Source organism: Pseudomonas sp. D4-21, assembly GCF_051132125.1.
Lineage (GTDB): Bacteria > Pseudomonadota > Gammaproteobacteria > Pseudomonadales > Pseudomonadaceae > Aquipseudomonas.
This window is the reverse complement of record NZ_CP071664.1, coordinates 5,214,667-5,230,799: the sequence shown is the minus strand read 5'-3', so window position 1 is coordinate 5,230,799 and position 16,133 is coordinate 5,214,667. Positions and strand designations below refer to the sequence as shown.

Below are 16,133 nucleotides of genomic sequence, written 5' to 3'. Positions count from 1 at the left end.
CAAGAGCCTCCATTCGTAATGTATGCGAATGGGCGCCGTTGTGCGTTTAGTGCCTGTGCGGGGAGCCCCGTACAAGCAACGCCCCATCCGAGCCTGACAGGTCGAGCCTGCTGCAGCGCCCCTCGGACAGGTGGCGGGACCGGACCAAAGGGTGGGCCGGGTAAAGCGGGGCGATTATAACGGGCTAAGCGGATCTTCCAAAGGGTTTCTGTCGGCAAATCAAAATTGCCGATGATCGTTATAGGCGCCGCGGCGTAGAGCGGATCTGCACGGTCTGCCATGATGCGGGCATTCATCGGCCAGACGTCCAGGAGTGATCATGAATTTCCACACCCGCAAATGGGTCAAGCCCGAAGACCTCAATCCCAATGGCACGCTGTTCGGTGGCAGCCTGTTGCGCTGGATCGACGAAGAGGCGGCCATCTATGCCATCGTCCAGCTGGGCAACCAGCGCGTGGTCACCAAGTACATCTCCGAAATCAATTTTGTCAGCGCTTCGCGCCAGGGCGACATCATCGAACTGGGTATCACCGCCACGGAGTTTGGTCGTACCTCCATCACCCTCACCTGCGAAGTGCGCAACAAGATCACCCGCAAAAGCATCCTGACGGTGGAAAAAATGGTCTTCGTCAATCTTGGCGAAGACGGCTTGCCCGCCCCCCATGGCCGGACCGAGATCAAGTACGTCAAGGATCAATTCCAGGACGATGCCATCGAATAGGATGGCGATATGCCTCTCATTTGCGGGCACCACTGAACAGCTCCGTACGCCGCGTGTCGTAGCTACATCACGCCACCGGTTCAGGAGCTGTATGGACACTCATAAAGACGGCAAGACCCCTGATCTCTCGGCAGAGGAGCAGCACGAAGTCGACCGCAACCAGCCGCCTCGCGCCGCGGTGTTGCATGAAATCATCCGCACCCAGGGTGACCAGGAATTGGAGCGCAGCGTGGCGGCGCTGTGGTGGTCGGCCCTTGCGGCCGGGTTGACCATGGGGCTGTCGCTGATGGCGATGGGGCTGCTCAACTCGCGGTTGCCGGATCATGAAGGTTTCAAGGTGATCGCCAGCCTCGGCTATTGCGCGGGCTTCCTGGCGGTGATCCTCGCGCGCCAGCAATTGTTTACCGAAAATACCCTGACCGCTGTGCTGCCGATCATGAGCAAGCCGACACTGGGCAACTTCGGCCGGTTGTTCCGGCTATGGAGCGTGGTGCTGGTGGGTAACCTCTGCGGCACGCTGCTGGTGGCCTACGTGATGCTGCATCTACCGATTTTCGACCAGCGCACCGACCTGGCCTTTCTCGATATCGGTCGCAAGGTCATGGAAAACGACACGGGCCAGATGTTCGCCAAGGGCATCATCTCCGGCTGGATGATCGCCACCATGGTCTGGATGATCCCGTCCATGGAAAGCGCCAAGATGTGGATCATCGTGCTGATCACTTACCTCATGGCGCTTGGGGATTTCACCCACATCGTCGTCGGCTCGGCCGAGGTGTCTTACCTGGTGTTTGCCGGCCAGCTGTCGTGGGAAGACTTCTGGATGGTGTTCGCCGCACCGACGTTGGCGGGGAACATTATTGGCGGCAGTTTCATCTTCGCGCTGATCAGCCACGCCCAAGTGCGCAGCGAGACCAATACGCCCCTCAGTCGGCAAGGCGTGCCACGGCGCCCAAGCGACGCTGCCGAAAAATAAAGTAAAGCGCGGCCAGTACGGTCAGCCCGCCAACCAGGGCGCCGGTCCACGGCAGATCCGCAAGGTCGGCCCCGCTGGCGACGACCAGGCCGCCGATCCACGCGCCGGCGGCATTGCCAAGGTTGAACGCGCTCTGGTTCAGGGTCGAGCCGAGGTTCGGGGCCTCATGGGCCTGGTCAATGATCAGCAGTTGCAGGATCGGACAAAGGGCGAAGGCAAAGACGCCCCACAGCACCAGGGTAATCGCCGCCGGGATCACCGATCGGCTGGTCTGGCTGAAGGCGGCGAGCACCAGCACCACGGCCAGCGCCATGCCCACCAGGGATGGCAGCAAGCGCCGGTCGGCCAGGCGTCCACCGAGGAAACTCCCCGCCGTCAGGCCGACCCCGAATAGCAACAGCATGACGGTGACACCGTGAGGGCTGACGCCGGTGATGTCCTGCAGGATCGGCGCGATGTAGGTGAATACGCTGAACAGGCTGGTGGAGGCCAGCACGCTCATGCCCAGGGCCAATAACACGTTGGCCTTGCCCAATACCTTGAATTCGCTGGCGAGGTTGGCCTTGTCCATCGGGATTTCCTTTGGCAGCCAGACCCACTGGGCGATGGCCGCGATCACACCGATCACCGACACAGCCCAGAACGTCGACCGCCAGCCGGCATATTGGCCCAAGGCCGTACCCAGCGGCACGCCCAGGACATTCGCCAAGGTCAGGCCGGTGAACATCATCGCGATCGCCTGGGCTCGTTTGTTCGGCGCCACCAACCCGGCCGCCACCACCGAGCCGATACCAAAAAACGCCCCGTGGCATAACGCAGTGATGACCCGGGCGGCCATGAGGGTGGTGTAGTTCGGCGCCAGGGCGCAGAGCACGTTGCCCAGAATGAACATCAGGGTCATTCCCAGCAGCGTGGCCTTGCGCGGCATGTTCGCGGTGCCGATCGCCAGGATCGGCGCGCCGAACACAACCCCCAGGGCATAACCGGTAATCAGCAACCCGGCGTGAGGAATACTCACGGCCAGGTCTCGGGCGACGTCGGGCAGCAAGCCCATGATGACGAATTCGGTCGTGCCGATGCCAAAAGCGGCAACGGCCAAAGCAAGCAAGGCGAGTGGCATGCGCAAGGTCTCTGTCTGTAGTCTTGACGCTCGGATCAGGCATACGCATGCCGACGCCTTGGTTCGGACGAACGAGGCGGCGGCAGAATTATTGGAATTGGTCTATGCGCAACTGAGTGCGGCGTGGTCGAGTGCAGTATAAACGGCTGCTAACGGATCGCGAGTCTATTCTGCAGGCGTAATGGAGCGCGTGTTCTTAGGCATGCACTGCCTGAAAGAACCTTTCGGCTGGCAGCGACTCTTAGCCTGCGGGCTGGTGCAGGTTGGCATGCTGGTGATGAAATCCTGAGATGCTTGCCTTCGAATCTCTAAAACTAAAAAAGGAAAATGCGGTATGACAGTTGCCCTGTGGTGTGTTTTGATCGCTTTTCTCCTGCCTTACCTGTGTATCGGCATCGCCAAGGCAGGCGGGAAATATAGGCTGCAAGATAACCACGATCCCCGGGACTTTCTCGACTCACTCGAAGGTGCTCCCCGGCGCGCCTACGCCGCGCAACTGAACAGTTTCGAAATCGCTCCGTTCTTTGCCGCCGCCGTGATCGTTGCGCACCTGGCCGGCAATGCCGAACTGGTGACCATCAACGTCCTGGCTGTGTTGTTCATCACCAGCCGCCTGCTCTACATCATTTGCTATTTGGCCGACTGGGCAGTCTTGCGTTCGCTGGTATGGTTCGTGGGGGTAGGGTTGGTGGCGAGTTTCTTCTTCGTTTCGGCTTGAACCCGGCTTTGGCGTTTCGGTGTTTTTGCCGGCCTCTCGCGAGCAAGCTCGCGATGGGGCCAGGACAATAAACACGTCCTTCAAGGATTGGCGCTGACCGCATTCGCCACCTGCGGCACCTGAGGCAACGCCATCCCCTTGGGCCACAGCATCCAGATCTGGCCTTGTTGCTTCATATCCCCCGCCAATTGCCCGGCGGCCTCGCCCGTGCCCCAGAACAGGTCCGCACGCACTTCGCCGGTAATCGCACCTCCCGTGTCCTGTGCTGCAACGGGGCGGTTCAAAGCGCTGCCGTCGGGTCGAGTCGTGGACAGCCACAACAGACTGCCCAAGGGAATTACCTTGCGGTCCACGGCCACGCTGTAGCCCGCGGTCAAAGGGACGTTCAGCGAGCCTCGCGGGCCTTCATTGCTGTCGGGGTTGCGGTTGAAGAATACGTAGCTCGGATTGCTGGCCAGCAATTCGGGAATACGGTTCGGGTGGGCCTTGGCCCAGGCACTGATGGTGCCCATGGTCACGTCTTCTTTTTTCAGCTCGCCCTGCTCAACCAGCCAGCGGCCAATGGGGCGATACGGGTGGCCGTTCTGGTCGGCATAACCGATGCGCAGTTGGCGGCCATCATCGAGACGGATGCGCCCCGAGCCCTGGATTTGCAGGAATTGCAGGTTCATCGGATCTGTCAGCCAGGCGATGACAGGCGCCTTCACCCCGCTGTTCTCGATGGTGGCGGCGTCGTCATACGGCTTGAGCACCCGGCCTTCGAGACGGCCGCGCAGGCGTTTGCCCTTGAGCTCGGGATAAATGCTGTCCAGCGACACAATGATCATGTCCTCCGGTACACCGTAGACTGGCACGTTGGCGGTGGCAGTCTGGGTGAGGCTGCCGGGATAGACCGGTTCGTAGTAGCCGGTAATCAGGCCGTTGGGGCTGTTGTCCCCCGAACGCAGACCATAGACATCCAGGGTCTGCTTGAGGAAGTTGCGAACATCCTGTGGGGTCTGCGGCACATTCACCGCTGCCGCGCAGGTTGGGCCCCAGCTCGCGTCCGCCTTGAGCCGGACGCACGCGCTGCGCCAGGAGCCGAAGCCGGCCAGCAGGTCCTCATCGGACACCGGCGGCAACGCTTCCCAAGGTGCGTTGACGTAAGTGGCAAGGGCGTGGGTCTTGGGTTCTTCGACCTTTTCGCCGCGATTGCAGCCGGCCAGCAGCACGATCAACGGCAGTGTCAGCGCCAGGTTTTTGTGCCATGACTTGAAGCGGCTATTCATGAAGGTTTCCTTTGCAATCGTCGGGTGCCTTCGCGCACTCGACAACCCGTATTGTTGATAGGGCCATTGGTCTTTTCTGGCGACCCGGGGATACTAACGGCCGTTTCCTGTCCCGAGGCAAAGATGTTTGTAAGACGATTTTCCATGGCTGTGCTGGCCTGCCTGATGTTATCCGGCTGCGGTGGCGTCGATCCCAACTCTCCCCTGGGCCAGCGCAAGGCGATTTTCAAACAGATGCTCAAGACCAGTGAAGAACTGGGCGGCATGCTGCGCGGCCGAGTTCCGTTCGACGGCGTGCGTTTTGCCGACGGCGCGGTAAAGCTGGACCAACTGTCTCACGAACCTTGGAAGCACTTCCCGCCGGTTCGTGAAGAAGACCACACCAGCGCCACGGATGAGGTTTGGCAAAAGCAGGCGCGCTTTCAGGAACTGGCCCGCAATCTTGAGGCGGCCACCGGTGAATTGGTGACGGCCAGCAAGGTCCAGCCTTACAGGGCCAGCAACCTGGGGCCGGCGGTGCAGAAAGTCGAAGATGCGTGCAGTGCCTGCCATAAAGAGTTTCGCAATCACTGATCGTGAAGCAATGGGCAGTTTCAAAGCATGGCGCTTTGAGCTTGCCGCTTGAAACTTGCAGCTTGCCGCTTATTTATCCAACTCATCCACCGCTTCCTGCAATTCCTTGCGGGAAGCCGCCAGTTTGTCTTTACGCTTGTTGATTCGCTCCGCGTCGCCTTTCTTCATGGCTTTTTCCAGGTCGGCCTGGCGACGACTCACCTCGTGCTTGGCCTCGAGGACCTTGTTTTCCCGCTCCTTGCGCAAGGATGCGTCCGTGCAATGAGTGGTCACTTCGTTCAGCGCTGTTTCGAGCCCGGCTTGCTGGGCCGAATTGCCTCGGGACTTGGCCAGTTCGATCTGGTTGATGATGCCCTGGCGCTTTGCCGCGCACCCGGTCAGCTCCGGGGGTTGCTCAGTTGCCATCAAAGGCGAAGCCATGGCACCGCACAGGGCGAGCAGGGCAACGGGGGACAGGAAATTCATAGCAACTCCGTATAAAGGCTCTCGGGCGGTCGGTGTAGATGCGCTGTTGGAACGCATGTCCGCCCCTTGGGTTCAACCGCGCCGGGTCGAATCAGAAACCGTCGACGCCAGCGGTGTGTAGTGTTTCTCTCAAGGCCAGCACCTGCGGGTCGCGAAAAAAAGCGCTCAGTTGCGCGGCGCGTCCCGGCCCGATACCGGCTTCGGCTTGCCATTGTTCAATGCTGCGCCCAGCCAGCGCCTGCCACGATCCGTCCAGCTTGGCCTCAGCAGTGGTCGGCAGGCCAAGGGCCTTGAGCCATCGCCGAAAAGGCTGCTGCCGTGCGCTGTGCAGGCTGGCCAGCAGGCGGGCGCTGCTGCGCTCGCCGAAACCGGCAATGTTAGCAAGCTCCGTGGCATCGAGGGTCAACCAATCCAGTAATCCGTCGAGTCGACCCGCGGCCAGCAGCTTTTCCCAGGTGCCGGGGCCGACATGGGGCAGGCCGAGCCCATGTTTGCCACTGAGCCAGTTCAAGCGCGCAAGGAACTGGCTTTCGCAACCGGGCGTCGGCTGCCAGCAACTCAGGAAGTGGTAGTTGGCGGCGATCGGTACCTCGAGGTCCGGGCGCTCGACGCTGCGCAGTACAACGCTGTCGAGCCGTGGAATGGTCAACCCGGCCAGGCTGATGGCCACCTGGTCGCCGGGGCGGATGTCCATCTGCTCCCAACGCTTGAGCGAGCTGACGCTTACCCGCTGGATCTGGCGATCATCGAGCGTCACGGGCTCAAGCTCCAGCACGGGTGTGATGCGCCCGGTACGGCCGATCTTGAAACGCACCTTGCGTACCTGCGCCAGGGCCTGGGCGTACGGGTACTTCCAGGCCACGCTCCAGAACGGCGCCCGGGCCTGCCAGCGGTCGGCCGGTGGGCGGTGGCTCTGGCGCAGCACGATTCCATCGCTGGCAAATGGCAGGGGCGTGCGATACCAGTGGTTGCGCCAGTGTTCGGCATCGGCCAATGCCTCGACAGGCTGGCTGTAGCCGGTCGTATCGGCAAAGCCCAGCTCGTTCAGCGCGGCGATCCGTTCGGGCAGGGTCGCCGGGCCCTCGGGCCAGTCCCAAACAAACAGGCCGATTCCTGATGCCTGGCCGGGGGGCAGGTCTTTGCGGGCCATCAACCCGGCCACCGCCGATCGGGCATTGAGTCCGCCACGAGTGGCTTGTACATGATCGTCGAGCCGCCAATACAACTCGCCCTGAACGAGCAGGTCCGTGGGTTGACGCAACTGGCGGGGAATGGCCTCGATCTTGTGGGCGTTCGAAGTCCAGTCGTGCCCGTGGTTGCCATCGCCGCGGCTGATTGCCTGTTGCAGGTGCCCACCGTGATAGATAAGGGTCACCGCGACACCATCGACCTTTGGCTGGACCCAGACGTCCGATCGCCCTTCAAGCCAGTTCCCCACGGCTTTGGCATCCTGGAGTTTATCCAGGCCCGTATGAGCGACAGGGTGCGGTACTTTTCCGCCCGCCGTTCGCAAGGACGAGGCTAGGGGGGCTAGGCCCTGGCAACGGCGCCATTGCTCCAGCTGCATGCGGGACTGGTCGTACAGCTCGTCGGCCACCAGGGCGCGGCCGAGGCGATGATAGGCATCGTCCCAGGCGTCGACCTGTCGCTGGAGGATGTCGACCTGCGCCTGGGCGCGCTCCTTGGGCCAATCGGGGCACGGCGCAGCAATGGCCGGGGCCACGAGTGATAGATAACAGGCGAAGACGCGCAATAACGGCAGCATCGAAGCATCCTTGCTAAATGAGGTACTCGAAGGCTAGCCGCTGCCGTGAAAGGCGCGAGGCCTGGAGCGTTACGGGGTTTTACGAAGAAATGAAGGCGAATCGCCGACGGTACAGTCCGGGTCGATCTGGCTGCGCAACTGTCCCTTGAACCCGTCGGTGGCCGGTGCAGAATGGGCGCTCGATCCGATCTGCCAGGAGTGCAAACGATGGACCTGACGACGCTCGCTGTCTTCATCCCTGCCTGCTTCGCGCTGAACATGGCGCCGGGCCCGAACAACCTGCTATCGATCAGTAACGCCTCGCGTTATGGTTTCGTCCGAGCGTGCAGCGGCGGAGTGGGTCGATTGGTGGCCTTTGCCATCATGATTGCCCTGGCGGCGGTGGGGCTGACGGCTGTGTTGCACACCTCGGAATTGTTGTTCCTGGGCATCAAGCTTGTCGGCGCCGGCTATCTTTTTTACCTCGCCGTGCAGTTATGGCGCGCGCAGCCTGACGCCGGCAGCGAGGCGGCGACCAACTTGATGAGCATGGCCAGCCTGGCGCGCCAGGAATTTCTGGTGGCAATCGGCAATCCCAAGGCGATTCTTTTATTTACCGCTTTCCTGCCGCAGTTCGTTGATCGTACTGGCACTGTCACTCAACAGTTCGCCGTATTGGGCGGGCTGTTCCTCGCCCTGGAATGCGTGGCGATCGGCTTGTATTGCTACATGGGCATTTATGCGCGGCGATTGTTTGCCCGGCCTAGCGGCAAGCGCTTGTTCAACCGGATGTGTGCGGCGTTGCTGGCGAGTGCTGCTTCGTTCTTGCTGGTGGCGCGGCGGACGTAGCAATACCCCTTTGTCAAAACGCAAAAAAAGCCCCTGGCGACCGAGTCGCCAGGGGCTTTTTCATTGCAGCGCGTATTACAGGCCAGCAGCGGCGCGCAGGGCGTCGGCGCGGTCGGTTTTTTCCCAGGTGAACGTGGTGAAGGTGTCGTCGCCCACGGTCTTGGTCTGCGGCGTGCGACCGAAGTGGCCGTAGGCTGCGGTGTCCTGGTACATCGGGTGCAGCAGGTCGAGCATAGTGGTGATCGCGTATGGACGCAGGTCGAACACTTCACGCACCAGCTGGATGATCTTGTCGTCGCCGATCTTGCCGGTGCCGAAGGTATTCAGCGAGATGGACGTAGGTTGGGCTACGCCGATGGCGTAGGAAACCTGAATCTCGCAACGCTCGGCCAGGCCGGCGGCGACGATGTTCTTGGCGACATAACGACCGGCGTACGCCGCCGAACGGTCAACCTTGGATGGGTCCTTGCCGGAGAACGCGCCACCGCCGTGACGCGCCATGCCGCCGTAGCTGTCGACGATGATCTTGCGACCGGTCAGGCCGCAGTCGCCCACCGGGCCGCCAATGATGAACTGGCCGGTCGGGTTGATATGGAACTGGGTGTCCTTGGACAGCAGTTCGGCAGGCAGCACGTGCTTGACGATCAGTTCCATCACGCCTTCGCGCAGGTCCTTGTAGGACACTTCCGGGTTGTGCTGGGTCGACAGCACGACGGCATCGATGCCGACGACCTTGCCGCCTTCGTAGCGGCAGGTCACTTGCGACTTGGCATCCGGGCGCAGCCAAGGCAGCAGGCCGGATTTGCGGGCTTCGGCCTGACGCTGGACCAACTGGTGCGAGAAGGTGATCGGAGCCGGCATCAACACGTCGGTTTCGTTGCTGGCGTAGCCGAACATCAGGCCCTGGTCGCCGGCGCCCTGGTCTTCTGGCTTGGCGCGGTCAACGCCCTGGTTGATGTCCGGGGACTGCTTGCCGATGATGTTCATCACGCCGCAGGTCGCGCCGTCGAAGCCGACGTCGGAGCTGTTGTAGCCAATGCCGAGGATCACGTCGCGAACGATCTGTTCCAGGTCGACCCAGGCCGAGGTGGTGACTTCGCCGGCGATGATCGCCACGCCCGTTTTCACCAGAGTCTCGCACGCCACGCGGGCGAACTTGTCTTCAGCAATGATGGCGTCCAGCACCGCATCAGAAATCTGGTCGGCGATTTTGTCCGGATGCCCTTCAGACACGGACTCGGAGGTGAAAAGGGAGTATTCGCTCATCTCGATGTTTTCCTACAAGTTACCGATGGTGAGTGTCGCCAGCCGGCCGCTGAAAATGGCGGACCTGTATCTGGAAACCATTACGTAAGCCTACATAGAGGCTTTCCCCGGGCACGAGGCCCGCAGCGGTGGCCCAACGGGCCAGATCGTCCTGTTCAAACCCCAGCCAGAGATCACCGCAGGCCTCCTTGGCCCAACTCTGGTTGTGGCTGCATAACTCTGTCACCAACAGGCTACCGCCCGGTTGCAGCAGGTTGGCCATGTGCTTGAGCGCGTCGGCCGGTGCGGCAAAGTGGTGGAGCACCATGTTCAATACAACGCAATCGGCCCGCAGGCTCACGCCGTTCAGGGCATCGGCCAATTGCAGGCTGACATTAGCCAGGGACTCGCGCTCACATACCTGGCGGGCCAGTTCGAGCATCGCCGGGCTGTTGTCCAACGCTGTCACCTGGCTGAAGCGACGCGCCAGTTCCGGCAGGAAAGCGCCGTCGCCGGGGCCGACTTCCATCGCCGTGGCACAGGGGCCGAAGCTCAGCTTGTCGAGCAGTGCCACGACGCTGTCACGGTATTGCGGCAGCCCGGCGATCAGATCCTGCTGGGCGCGAAATTTCTCTGCTACTCGTGCGAAAAAATCCTGGCTGGCGGCGGCGCGTTGCCCATGGACCTGGGCAATGCGGTCCTGTACCTCCATCGGCAGGTCCAGCTCGTCCACTTCTTCGAGCAGCGCGGCGTGCAGCTTGCCACCCAGCAGCTCGGTGTGGGGCAGGGCGCGCCGATAGAAGATCGCATTGCCTTCGCGCCGCGTCGCCACCAGGTCGGCCTGGGCCAGGACCTTGAGGTGATGGCTCATGCCGGACTGGCCAATGCCGAAGATCTGCGCCAGCTCCAATACACCGAACGAGTCGTTCGCCAGGGCGCGCAATACATTGAGCCGCAACGGATCGCCGCCGGCCTTGCAAAGGGCCGCCAGCTCATCGCTGTCATCATGGCGAATGGAAGGCACGCGTAAGTTCATGGGCGGCAGTCTAGTGACGGGCCTGGTCCATCGCAAGGCCAATATCAAAAAGTTTTGATATTGCTCGATAAATGGCACTTCCTTGCGTGTGCTTGACTCTACCCACCATCAGCGGAAAGGTTTCACCTGGCCGATGCGACTTTATCCGCCGCAAATATCGCCTTTGGACGAGTATCTGATTGCCCCGGGGCGGGTGGGTGAGGGAAAATGCTCGCCTTTTTCAGTTTCGTTATTCAAAACCCAGGAGATCAGCGATGCCCAGCCGTCGTGAGCGTGCCAATGCCATTCGTGCCCTCAGCATGGATGCCGTGCAAAAAGCCAACAGCGGCCATCCCGGCGCCCCCATGGGTATGGCGGATATCGCCGAGGTGCTTTGGCGCGATTACCTCAAGCACAGCCCGAGCAACCCTTCGTTCGCTGACCGTGACCGCTTCGTGCTGTCCAACGGCCACGGCTCGATGTTGATTTACTCGTTGCTGCACCTGACCGGTTATGACCTGTCGATCGATGACCTGAAGAACTTCCGCCAACTGCACAGCCGCACCCCGGGCCACCCGGAATACGGCTACACGCCAGGCGTGGAAACCACCACCGGTCCACTGGGCCAAGGCCTGGCCAACGCCGTGGGCTTCGCCCTGGCGGAAAAAGTCCTGGCGGCGCAGTTCAACCGTCCCGGCCACAACGTCGTCGACCATCACACCTACGTATTCCTGGGTGATGGCTGCATGATGGAAGGCATTTCCCACGAAGTCGCTTCCCTGGCCGGCACTCTCGGCCTGGACAAGCTGATCGCTTTCTACGACGACAACGGCATCTCCATCGACGGCGAAGTCGAAGGCTGGTTCACCGATGACACGCCCAAGCGTTTCGAAGCCTACAACTGGTTGGTGATCCGTAACGTCGACGGTCACGACCCGGAAGAAATCAAGATCGCCATCGAGACGGCCCGCAAGAGCGCTCAGCCAACCCTGATCTGCTGCAAGACCACCATCGGTTTCGGTTCGCCGAACAAGCAGGGCAAGGAAGACTGCCACGGCGCGCCATTGGGGGCCGAGGAAATCGCCTTGACCCGTGCCGCGCTGAAGTGGGAACACGGCCCGTTCGAAATCCCGGCCGACATCTATGCCGAATGGGACGCCAAGGAAAAAGGCCGCGCGGCCGAAGCCGAGTGGGACCAGCGTTTTGCGGCCTATTCCGCCGAATTCCCTGAACTCGCCAACGAACTGGTGCGTCGCCTCAGCGGCGAGCTGCCGGCCGATTTCGCCGAAAAAGCTTCGGCGTACATCGCCGAAATCGCGGCCAAGGGCGAAACCGTCGCCAGCCGCAAGGCCAGCCAGAACACCCTGAATGCCTTCGGCCCGCTGTTGCCGGAGTTGCTGGGCGGTTCGGCCGACCTGGCTGGTTCCAACCTGACCCTGTGGAAAGGCTGCAAAGGCGTGACGGCTGAGGACGCCAGCGGCAACTACATGTACTACGGCGTTCGTGAATTCGGCATGAGCGCGATCATGAACGGTGTTGCCTTGCATGGCGGCCTGGTGCCTTACGGCGCGACCTTCCTGATGTTCATGGAATACGCTCGCAACGCCGTGCGCATGTCGGCACTGATGAAAAAGCGGGTGCTGTATGTGTTCACCCACGACTCCATCGGCCTGGGCGAAGACGGCCCGACCCACCAGCCGATCGAGCAACTGGCGAGCCTGCGCTGCACGCCGAACCTGGACACCTGGCGCCCATGCGACGCCGTGGAGTCGGCCGTGGCCTGGAAACACGCCATCGAGCGCAACGACGGCCCGTCGGCGTTGATCTTCTCTCGCCAGAACCTGCAACACCAGGTCCGCGATGCCGGCCAGATCGGCGATATCAGCCGTGGCGGCTATGTGCTCAAGGACTGTATCGGCGAGCCTGAGCTGATCCTGATCGCCACCGGTTCGGAAGTTGGCCTGGCCGTCCAGGCCTACGACAAGCTGACCGAGCAGGGCCGCAACGTGCGCGTGGTTTCCATGCCATGCACCAGCGTGTTCGATGCCCAGGACGCCGGCTACAAGCAAGCGGTGTTGCCACTGCAAGTCAGCGCGCGGATTGCCATCGAAGCCGCTCACGCTGATTACTGGTACAAGTACGTGGGCCTGGAAGGTCGCGTGATCGGCATGACCACCTATGGCGAATCGGCGCCTGCCTCGGCGCTGTTCGAGGAATTCGGCTTCACCCTGGACAATATCCTGGGGCAGGCTGAAGAGCTGCTGGAAGACTGATCCACTAATTGTGTCGCCTGGGCTATCGCTTTCGCGAGCAGGCTCGCTCCCACATGAGATTGCGTTTCTAATGTGGGAGCGAGCCTGCTCGCGAAAGCGGTGGTTCAGGCAATGCAGTCTTAACAGGCTCACCCGATCAGAGAACCCCCATGCCCCAACCTCGTCCCTACAAAGTTGCACTCAACGGCTACGGCCGCATTGGTCGTTGCGTCTTGCGTGCGTTGTTCGAGCGAGGAGCGAAGGCTGGGTTCGAGATCGTGGCCATCAACGATCTGGCCGACATGGCCAGCATCGAATACCTGACACGCTTTGACTCCACCCATGGCCGGTTCCCCGGCGAAGTGCGGGTCGAGGGCGACTGTCTGCATATCAATGGCGATTGCGTGAAGGTCCTGCGCAGTGCCACCCCCGAAGGCATCGATTGGGCGTCCCTGGGTGTCGACCTGGTGCTTGAATGCTCCGGCGCCTACAACACTCGCGACGATGGCCAGCGTTTCATCGCTGCGGGCGCGCCAAGGGTGCTGTTTTCTCAGCCGATGGCCAGCGAGGCGGACGTCGACGCCACCATCGTCTTTGGCGTCAACCAGGATTGCCTGACCGGCGAAGAGTTGCTGGTGTCCAACGCCTCATGCACCACCAACTGCGGCGTGCCGCTGTTGCGCCTGCTGGACCAGGCCATTGGCCTGGAATACGTGTCCATCACTACGATCCACTCGGCAATGAACGATCAGCCGGTGATCGACGCCTATCACCACGAGGACCTGCGCCGTACCCGCTCGGCCTTCCAGTCGGTGATCCCCGTGTCCACTGGTCTGGCGCGCGGCATCGAACGGCTGTTGCCGGAACTTGCCGGACGAATTCAGGCCAAAGCCGTGCGGGTGCCGACGGTCAACGTGTCCTGCCTCGACATCACGATGCAGACCGTGAGCGATACCGACGCCACCGAGGTCAACCGGATCCTGCGCGAAGCCGCCACCCGCGGCCCGCTCAAAGGCCTTCTGGCCTATACCGAGTTGCCTCATGCCAGCTGTGATTTTAACCACGACCCGCATTCGGCCATCGTCGATGCCAGCCAGACACGTGTTTCCGGGCCGAGGCTTGTGAACATCCTGGCGTGGTTCGACAACGAATGGGGTTTTGCCAATCGAATGCTGGACGTTGCCGAGCACTACCTGCAAACAGCTTCCAATAAACCTGCTCTCTAAACAGTTACCCAGGAATTGCGACCCATGACCGTGTTGAAGATGTCCGACCTCGATCTGCAAGGTAAGCGCGTACTGATCCGCGAAGACCTCAACGTCCCCGTCAAGGACGGTGTCGTCACCAGCGACGCGCGCATCCTGGCCTCGCTGCCGACCATCAAGCTGGCCCTGGAAAAAGGCGCTGCGGTGATGGTCTGCTCGCACCTGGGCCGTCCGACCGAAGGCGAGTTCTCGGCGGAAAACAGCCTCAAGCCTGTCGCCGACTACCTGAGCAAGGCCCTGGGCCGTGACGTGCCCCTGGTGGCTGATTACCTGGGTGGTGTCGACGTCAAGGCTGGCGACGTCGTGTTGTTCGAAAACGTGCGCTTCAACAAAGGCGAGAAAAAGAACGCCGATGAGCTGGCCCAGCAATATGCCGCCCTGTGCGACGTGTTCGTGATGGACGCCTTCGGCACCGCGCACCGCGCCGAGGGCTCGACGCACGGCGTGGCGAAATTCGCCAAGGTCGCCGCTGCTGGCCCGTTGCTGGCTGCCGAGCTTGATGCGCTGGGCAAGGCCCTGGGCTCTCCAGCTCAACCGATGGCCGCTATCGTTGCTGGCTCCAAGGTGTCGACCAAGCTGGATGTACTCAACAGCCTGAGCCAGGTCTGCAACCAATTGATCGTCGGTGGCGGCATTGCCAACACCTTCCTCGCCGCCGCTGGACATCCCGTCGGCAAGTCGCTGTACGAGCCGGACCTGCTGGAAACCGCCCGTGAAATCGCCGCCAAGGTCAGCGTGCCGCTGCCGGTGGACGTGGTGGTCGCCAAGGAGTTCGCCGAGAGCGCCGCCGCGACGGTGAAGCTGATCGCTGATGTGGCCGAAGACGACATGATCCTCGACATTGGCCCGCAAACCGCAGCCAATTTCGCCGAACTGCTGAAATCCTCCCAGACCATCCTGTGGAACGGCCCGGTTGGCGTATTCGAATTCGATCAGTTCGGCAACGGCACCAAGGTACTGGCCCAGGCCATTGCCGAAAGCGCTGCGTTTTCCATCGCGGGCGGCGGCGACACCCTGGCCGCCATCGATAAATATGGCGTCGCCGAGCAGATCTCCTACATTTCTACCGGCGGTGGCGCGTTCCTCGAGTTCGTCGAGGGCAAAGTGCTGCCTGCCGTGGAAGTCCTGGAAAGCCGGGCCAAGGCCTGAGGCGACGTTGACCAGGCAAAGGAGTGTTCCGATGGTCAAGACGTTCATGGCGCTGATGGCCGCGACGTTGCTGGTAGCCTGTTCCAGCAGCCCGCAAGGCACGGCGCCAGATAATACGGTGCCGGCGCCCGAAAAAGGCTGTTACCAGGCTGACTGGCAGGCCGAGACCAATCCGGTGCTGAACAAGCGCTCAGGACCGGACGGCCTGGATAAATACGAGACGCAAGCGCCGGTCAAGGAACATGGTTGCCCTTGACGGGTCAGACTCATTAGCTCATGGCGGGCGGCTCGGCCGTCAGCCGAGGAACACGGATGAAAGGCTTTGTCGCCGTTGTGGCGTTGGCATTGTTGGCCGGTTGCTCGCAACTGGGTTTTCTACAATCGTCCGAGCCCGTTGCAGAAGGCTGGACGAGTTGGACATGTGATAGCGGGGCCAAGGTGCTCTGGCGTTATACCGATGCAACGCGCAAGGAAGTGGATGTTCGCCTGGGCGGCGCAGACAAGGTCTACCGTCTCAAGCTTGAGCCGGGCGCTGAAGGATCGCTGTACAGCGATGACATGCTGGCGCTGCACGTCAAGGGTGAGGAAGGCCTGGCGTATTGGGTCGCCACCAATGACTTGATTGGGCGTGGCTGCAAGGCTGACTGATCTGCCGAAACCCAATGTGGGAGCGAGGATGCTCGCGAAAGCGATGCCTCAGGCAACAGAGATGTTGACTGCTAGGCCCTCATCGCGAGCAGGCTCGCTCCCACAGGGTTTCTTGTTTGTAGTGA

16 protein-coding genes, 1 pseudogene and 1 riboswitch are annotated in these 16,133 nt (G+C 61.6%); of the genes and pseudogenes, 11 read left to right on the top strand and 6 right to left on the bottom strand.

What is annotated here, in order from left to right:
* Positions 1-23 precede the first annotated feature (23 nt).
* Positions 24-130: riboswitch (S-adenosyl-L-homocysteine riboswitch) on the bottom strand.
* 189 nt (positions 131-319) lie between these two features.
* The gene (locus J3Q04_RS23635) at positions 320-721 is read left to right on the top strand and encodes an acyl-CoA thioesterase (protein ID WP_420764994.1); all 402 of its coding nucleotides are present in this window, start codon (positions 320-322) and stop codon (positions 719-721) included.
* Between the two features lie 91 nt (positions 722-812).
* Complete coding sequence (locus J3Q04_RS23630; RefSeq protein ID WP_434561847.1) at positions 813-1,697, top strand: formate/nitrite transporter family protein; 885 nt, start codon at positions 813-815, stop codon at positions 1,695-1,697.
* Here J3Q04_RS23630 and J3Q04_RS23625 read toward each other — a convergent pair.
* Complete coding sequence (locus J3Q04_RS23625; protein WP_434561849.1) at positions 1,648-2,817, bottom strand: MFS transporter; 1,170 nt, start codon at positions 2,815-2,817, stop codon at positions 1,648-1,650. The two genes, J3Q04_RS23630 and J3Q04_RS23625, sit on opposite strands and share 50 nt — an antisense overlap.
* Before the next feature lie 190 nt (positions 2,818-3,007).
* Between J3Q04_RS23625 and J3Q04_RS23620 the strand changes: the two are divergent.
* Both J3Q04_RS23620 and J3Q04_RS23615 read left to right on the top strand, forming a co-directional pair.
* Positions 3,008-3,106, top strand: a pseudogene (locus J3Q04_RS23620) (EamA family transporter); the annotation flags it as partial.
* Positions 3,107-3,151: 45 nt separating this feature from the next.
* Positions 3,152-3,535, top strand: coding sequence for an MAPEG family protein (locus J3Q04_RS23615; RefSeq protein ID WP_420764991.1), 384 nt, complete (start codon positions 3,152-3,154; stop codon positions 3,533-3,535).
* Between the two features lie 80 nt (positions 3,536-3,615).
* Here J3Q04_RS23615 and mltA read toward each other — a convergent pair whose 3' ends face one another.
* Positions 3,616-4,803 (bottom strand): murein transglycosylase A, encoded by a 1,188-nt coding sequence (gene mltA / locus J3Q04_RS23610; protein ID WP_434561853.1) that lies wholly within the window; start codon positions 4,801-4,803, stop codon positions 3,616-3,618.
* Between the two features lie 123 nt (positions 4,804-4,926).
* Between mltA and J3Q04_RS23605 the strand changes: the two genes are divergently transcribed.
* Positions 4,927-5,376, top strand: coding sequence for a c-type cytochrome (locus tag J3Q04_RS23605; protein ID WP_420764989.1), 450 nt, complete (start codon positions 4,927-4,929; stop codon positions 5,374-5,376).
* 69 nt (positions 5,377-5,445) lie between these two features.
* On the opposite strand, the gene J3Q04_RS23600 is transcribed toward J3Q04_RS23605, so the two are convergent.
* Together J3Q04_RS23600 and ligB are read right to left on the bottom strand one after the other, a co-directional pair.
* Complete coding sequence (locus J3Q04_RS23600; RefSeq protein WP_420764988.1) at positions 5,446-5,841, bottom strand: DUF1090 domain-containing protein; 396 nt, start codon at positions 5,839-5,841, stop codon at positions 5,446-5,448.
* Positions 5,842-5,932: 91 nt separating this feature from the next.
* A complete protein-coding gene (ligB, locus tag J3Q04_RS23595) occupies positions 5,933-7,606 on the bottom strand; it encodes an NAD-dependent DNA ligase LigB (RefSeq protein WP_434609078.1) in 1,674 nt (557 codons plus the stop codon).
* 207 nt (positions 7,607-7,813) lie between these two features.
* On the opposite strand from ligB, the gene J3Q04_RS23590 reads away from it, so the two are divergent.
* A complete protein-coding gene (locus J3Q04_RS23590; RefSeq protein ID WP_434561859.1) occupies positions 7,814-8,434 on the top strand; it encodes a LysE family translocator in 621 nt (206 codons plus the stop codon).
* A 75-nt stretch (positions 8,435-8,509) separates the two neighbouring features.
* Here J3Q04_RS23590 and metK read toward each other — a convergent pair whose 3' ends face one another.
* Both metK and J3Q04_RS23580 read right to left on the bottom strand, forming a co-directional pair.
* Positions 8,510-9,700, bottom strand: a complete 1,191-nt coding sequence (gene metK / locus J3Q04_RS23585; protein ID WP_030137860.1) for a methionine adenosyltransferase — start codon at positions 9,698-9,700, stop codon at positions 8,510-8,512.
* Between the two features lie 19 nt (positions 9,701-9,719).
* On the bottom strand, positions 9,720-10,715 hold the full coding sequence (locus J3Q04_RS23580) for an ArsR/SmtB family transcription factor (protein WP_420764985.1): 996 nt from the start codon (positions 10,713-10,715) through the stop codon (positions 9,720-9,722).
* Between the two features lie 254 nt (positions 10,716-10,969).
* Between J3Q04_RS23580 and tkt the strand changes: the two genes are divergently transcribed.
* The 5 genes from tkt to J3Q04_RS23555 all read left to right on the top strand — a co-directional run bounded on the left by tkt (position 10,970) and on the right by J3Q04_RS23555 (position 16,008).
* The gene (gene tkt, locus J3Q04_RS23575; protein WP_420764984.1) at positions 10,970-12,967 is read left to right on the top strand and encodes a transketolase; all 1,998 of its coding nucleotides are present in this window, start codon (positions 10,970-10,972) and stop codon (positions 12,965-12,967) included.
* A gap of 149 nt (positions 12,968-13,116) precedes the next feature.
* On the top strand, positions 13,117-14,172 hold the full coding sequence (gene epd, locus J3Q04_RS23570) for an erythrose-4-phosphate dehydrogenase (RefSeq protein WP_420764983.1): 1,056 nt from the start codon (positions 13,117-13,119) through the stop codon (positions 14,170-14,172).
* A gap of 24 nt (positions 14,173-14,196) precedes the next feature.
* On the top strand, positions 14,197-15,360 hold the full coding sequence (locus J3Q04_RS23565; RefSeq protein ID WP_420764982.1) for a phosphoglycerate kinase: 1,164 nt from the start codon (positions 14,197-14,199) through the stop codon (positions 15,358-15,360).
* 31 nt (positions 15,361-15,391) lie between these two features.
* A complete protein-coding gene (locus tag J3Q04_RS23560) occupies positions 15,392-15,616 on the top strand; it encodes a hypothetical protein (protein ID WP_420764981.1) in 225 nt (74 codons plus the stop codon).
* Positions 15,617-15,672: 56 nt separating this feature from the next.
* Positions 15,673-16,008, top strand: coding sequence for an MliC family protein (locus J3Q04_RS23555; protein ID WP_434609082.1), 336 nt, complete (start codon positions 15,673-15,675; stop codon positions 16,006-16,008).
* Positions 16,009-16,133: the final 125 nt, after the last annotated feature.

Bases quoted from the DNA above. Each gene is read 5' to 3' on its own strand.
- J3Q04_RS23635 (WP_420764994.1), top strand. From the start codon at position 320: ATGAATTTCCACACCCGCAAATGGGTCAAGCCCGAAGACCTCAATCCC.
- J3Q04_RS23630 (WP_434561847.1), top strand. From the start codon at position 813: ATGGACACTCATAAAGACGGCAAGACCCCTGATCTCTCGGCAGAGGAG.
- J3Q04_RS23625 (WP_434561849.1), bottom strand. From the start codon at position 2,817: ATGCCACTCGCCTTGCTTGCTTTGGCCGTTGCCGCTTTTGGCATCGGC.
- J3Q04_RS23615 (WP_420764991.1), top strand. From the start codon at position 3,152: ATGACAGTTGCCCTGTGGTGTGTTTTGATCGCTTTTCTCCTGCCTTAC.
- mltA (WP_434561853.1), bottom strand. From the start codon at position 4,803: ATGAATAGCCGCTTCAAGTCATGGCACAAAAACCTGGCGCTGACACTG.
- J3Q04_RS23605 (WP_420764989.1), top strand. From the start codon at position 4,927: ATGTTTGTAAGACGATTTTCCATGGCTGTGCTGGCCTGCCTGATGTTA.
- J3Q04_RS23600 (WP_420764988.1), bottom strand. From the start codon at position 5,841: ATGAATTTCCTGTCCCCCGTTGCCCTGCTCGCCCTGTGCGGTGCCATG.
- ligB (WP_434609078.1), bottom strand. From the start codon at position 7,606: ATGCTGCCGTTATTGCGCGTCTTCGCCTGTTATCTATCACTCGTGGCC.
- J3Q04_RS23590 (WP_434561859.1), top strand. From the start codon at position 7,814: ATGGACCTGACGACGCTCGCTGTCTTCATCCCTGCCTGCTTCGCGCTG.
- metK (WP_030137860.1), bottom strand. From the start codon at position 9,700: ATGAGCGAATACTCCCTTTTCACCTCCGAGTCCGTGTCTGAAGGGCAT.
- J3Q04_RS23580 (WP_420764985.1), bottom strand. From the start codon at position 10,715: ATGAACTTACGCGTGCCTTCCATTCGCCATGATGACAGCGATGAGCTG.
- tkt (WP_420764984.1), top strand. From the start codon at position 10,970: ATGCCCAGCCGTCGTGAGCGTGCCAATGCCATTCGTGCCCTCAGCATG.
- epd (WP_420764983.1), top strand. From the start codon at position 13,117: ATGCCCCAACCTCGTCCCTACAAAGTTGCACTCAACGGCTACGGCCGC.
- J3Q04_RS23565 (WP_420764982.1), top strand. From the start codon at position 14,197: ATGACCGTGTTGAAGATGTCCGACCTCGATCTGCAAGGTAAGCGCGTA.
- J3Q04_RS23560 (WP_420764981.1), top strand. From the start codon at position 15,392: ATGGTCAAGACGTTCATGGCGCTGATGGCCGCGACGTTGCTGGTAGCC.
- J3Q04_RS23555 (WP_434609082.1), top strand. From the start codon at position 15,673: ATGAAAGGCTTTGTCGCCGTTGTGGCGTTGGCATTGTTGGCCGGTTGC.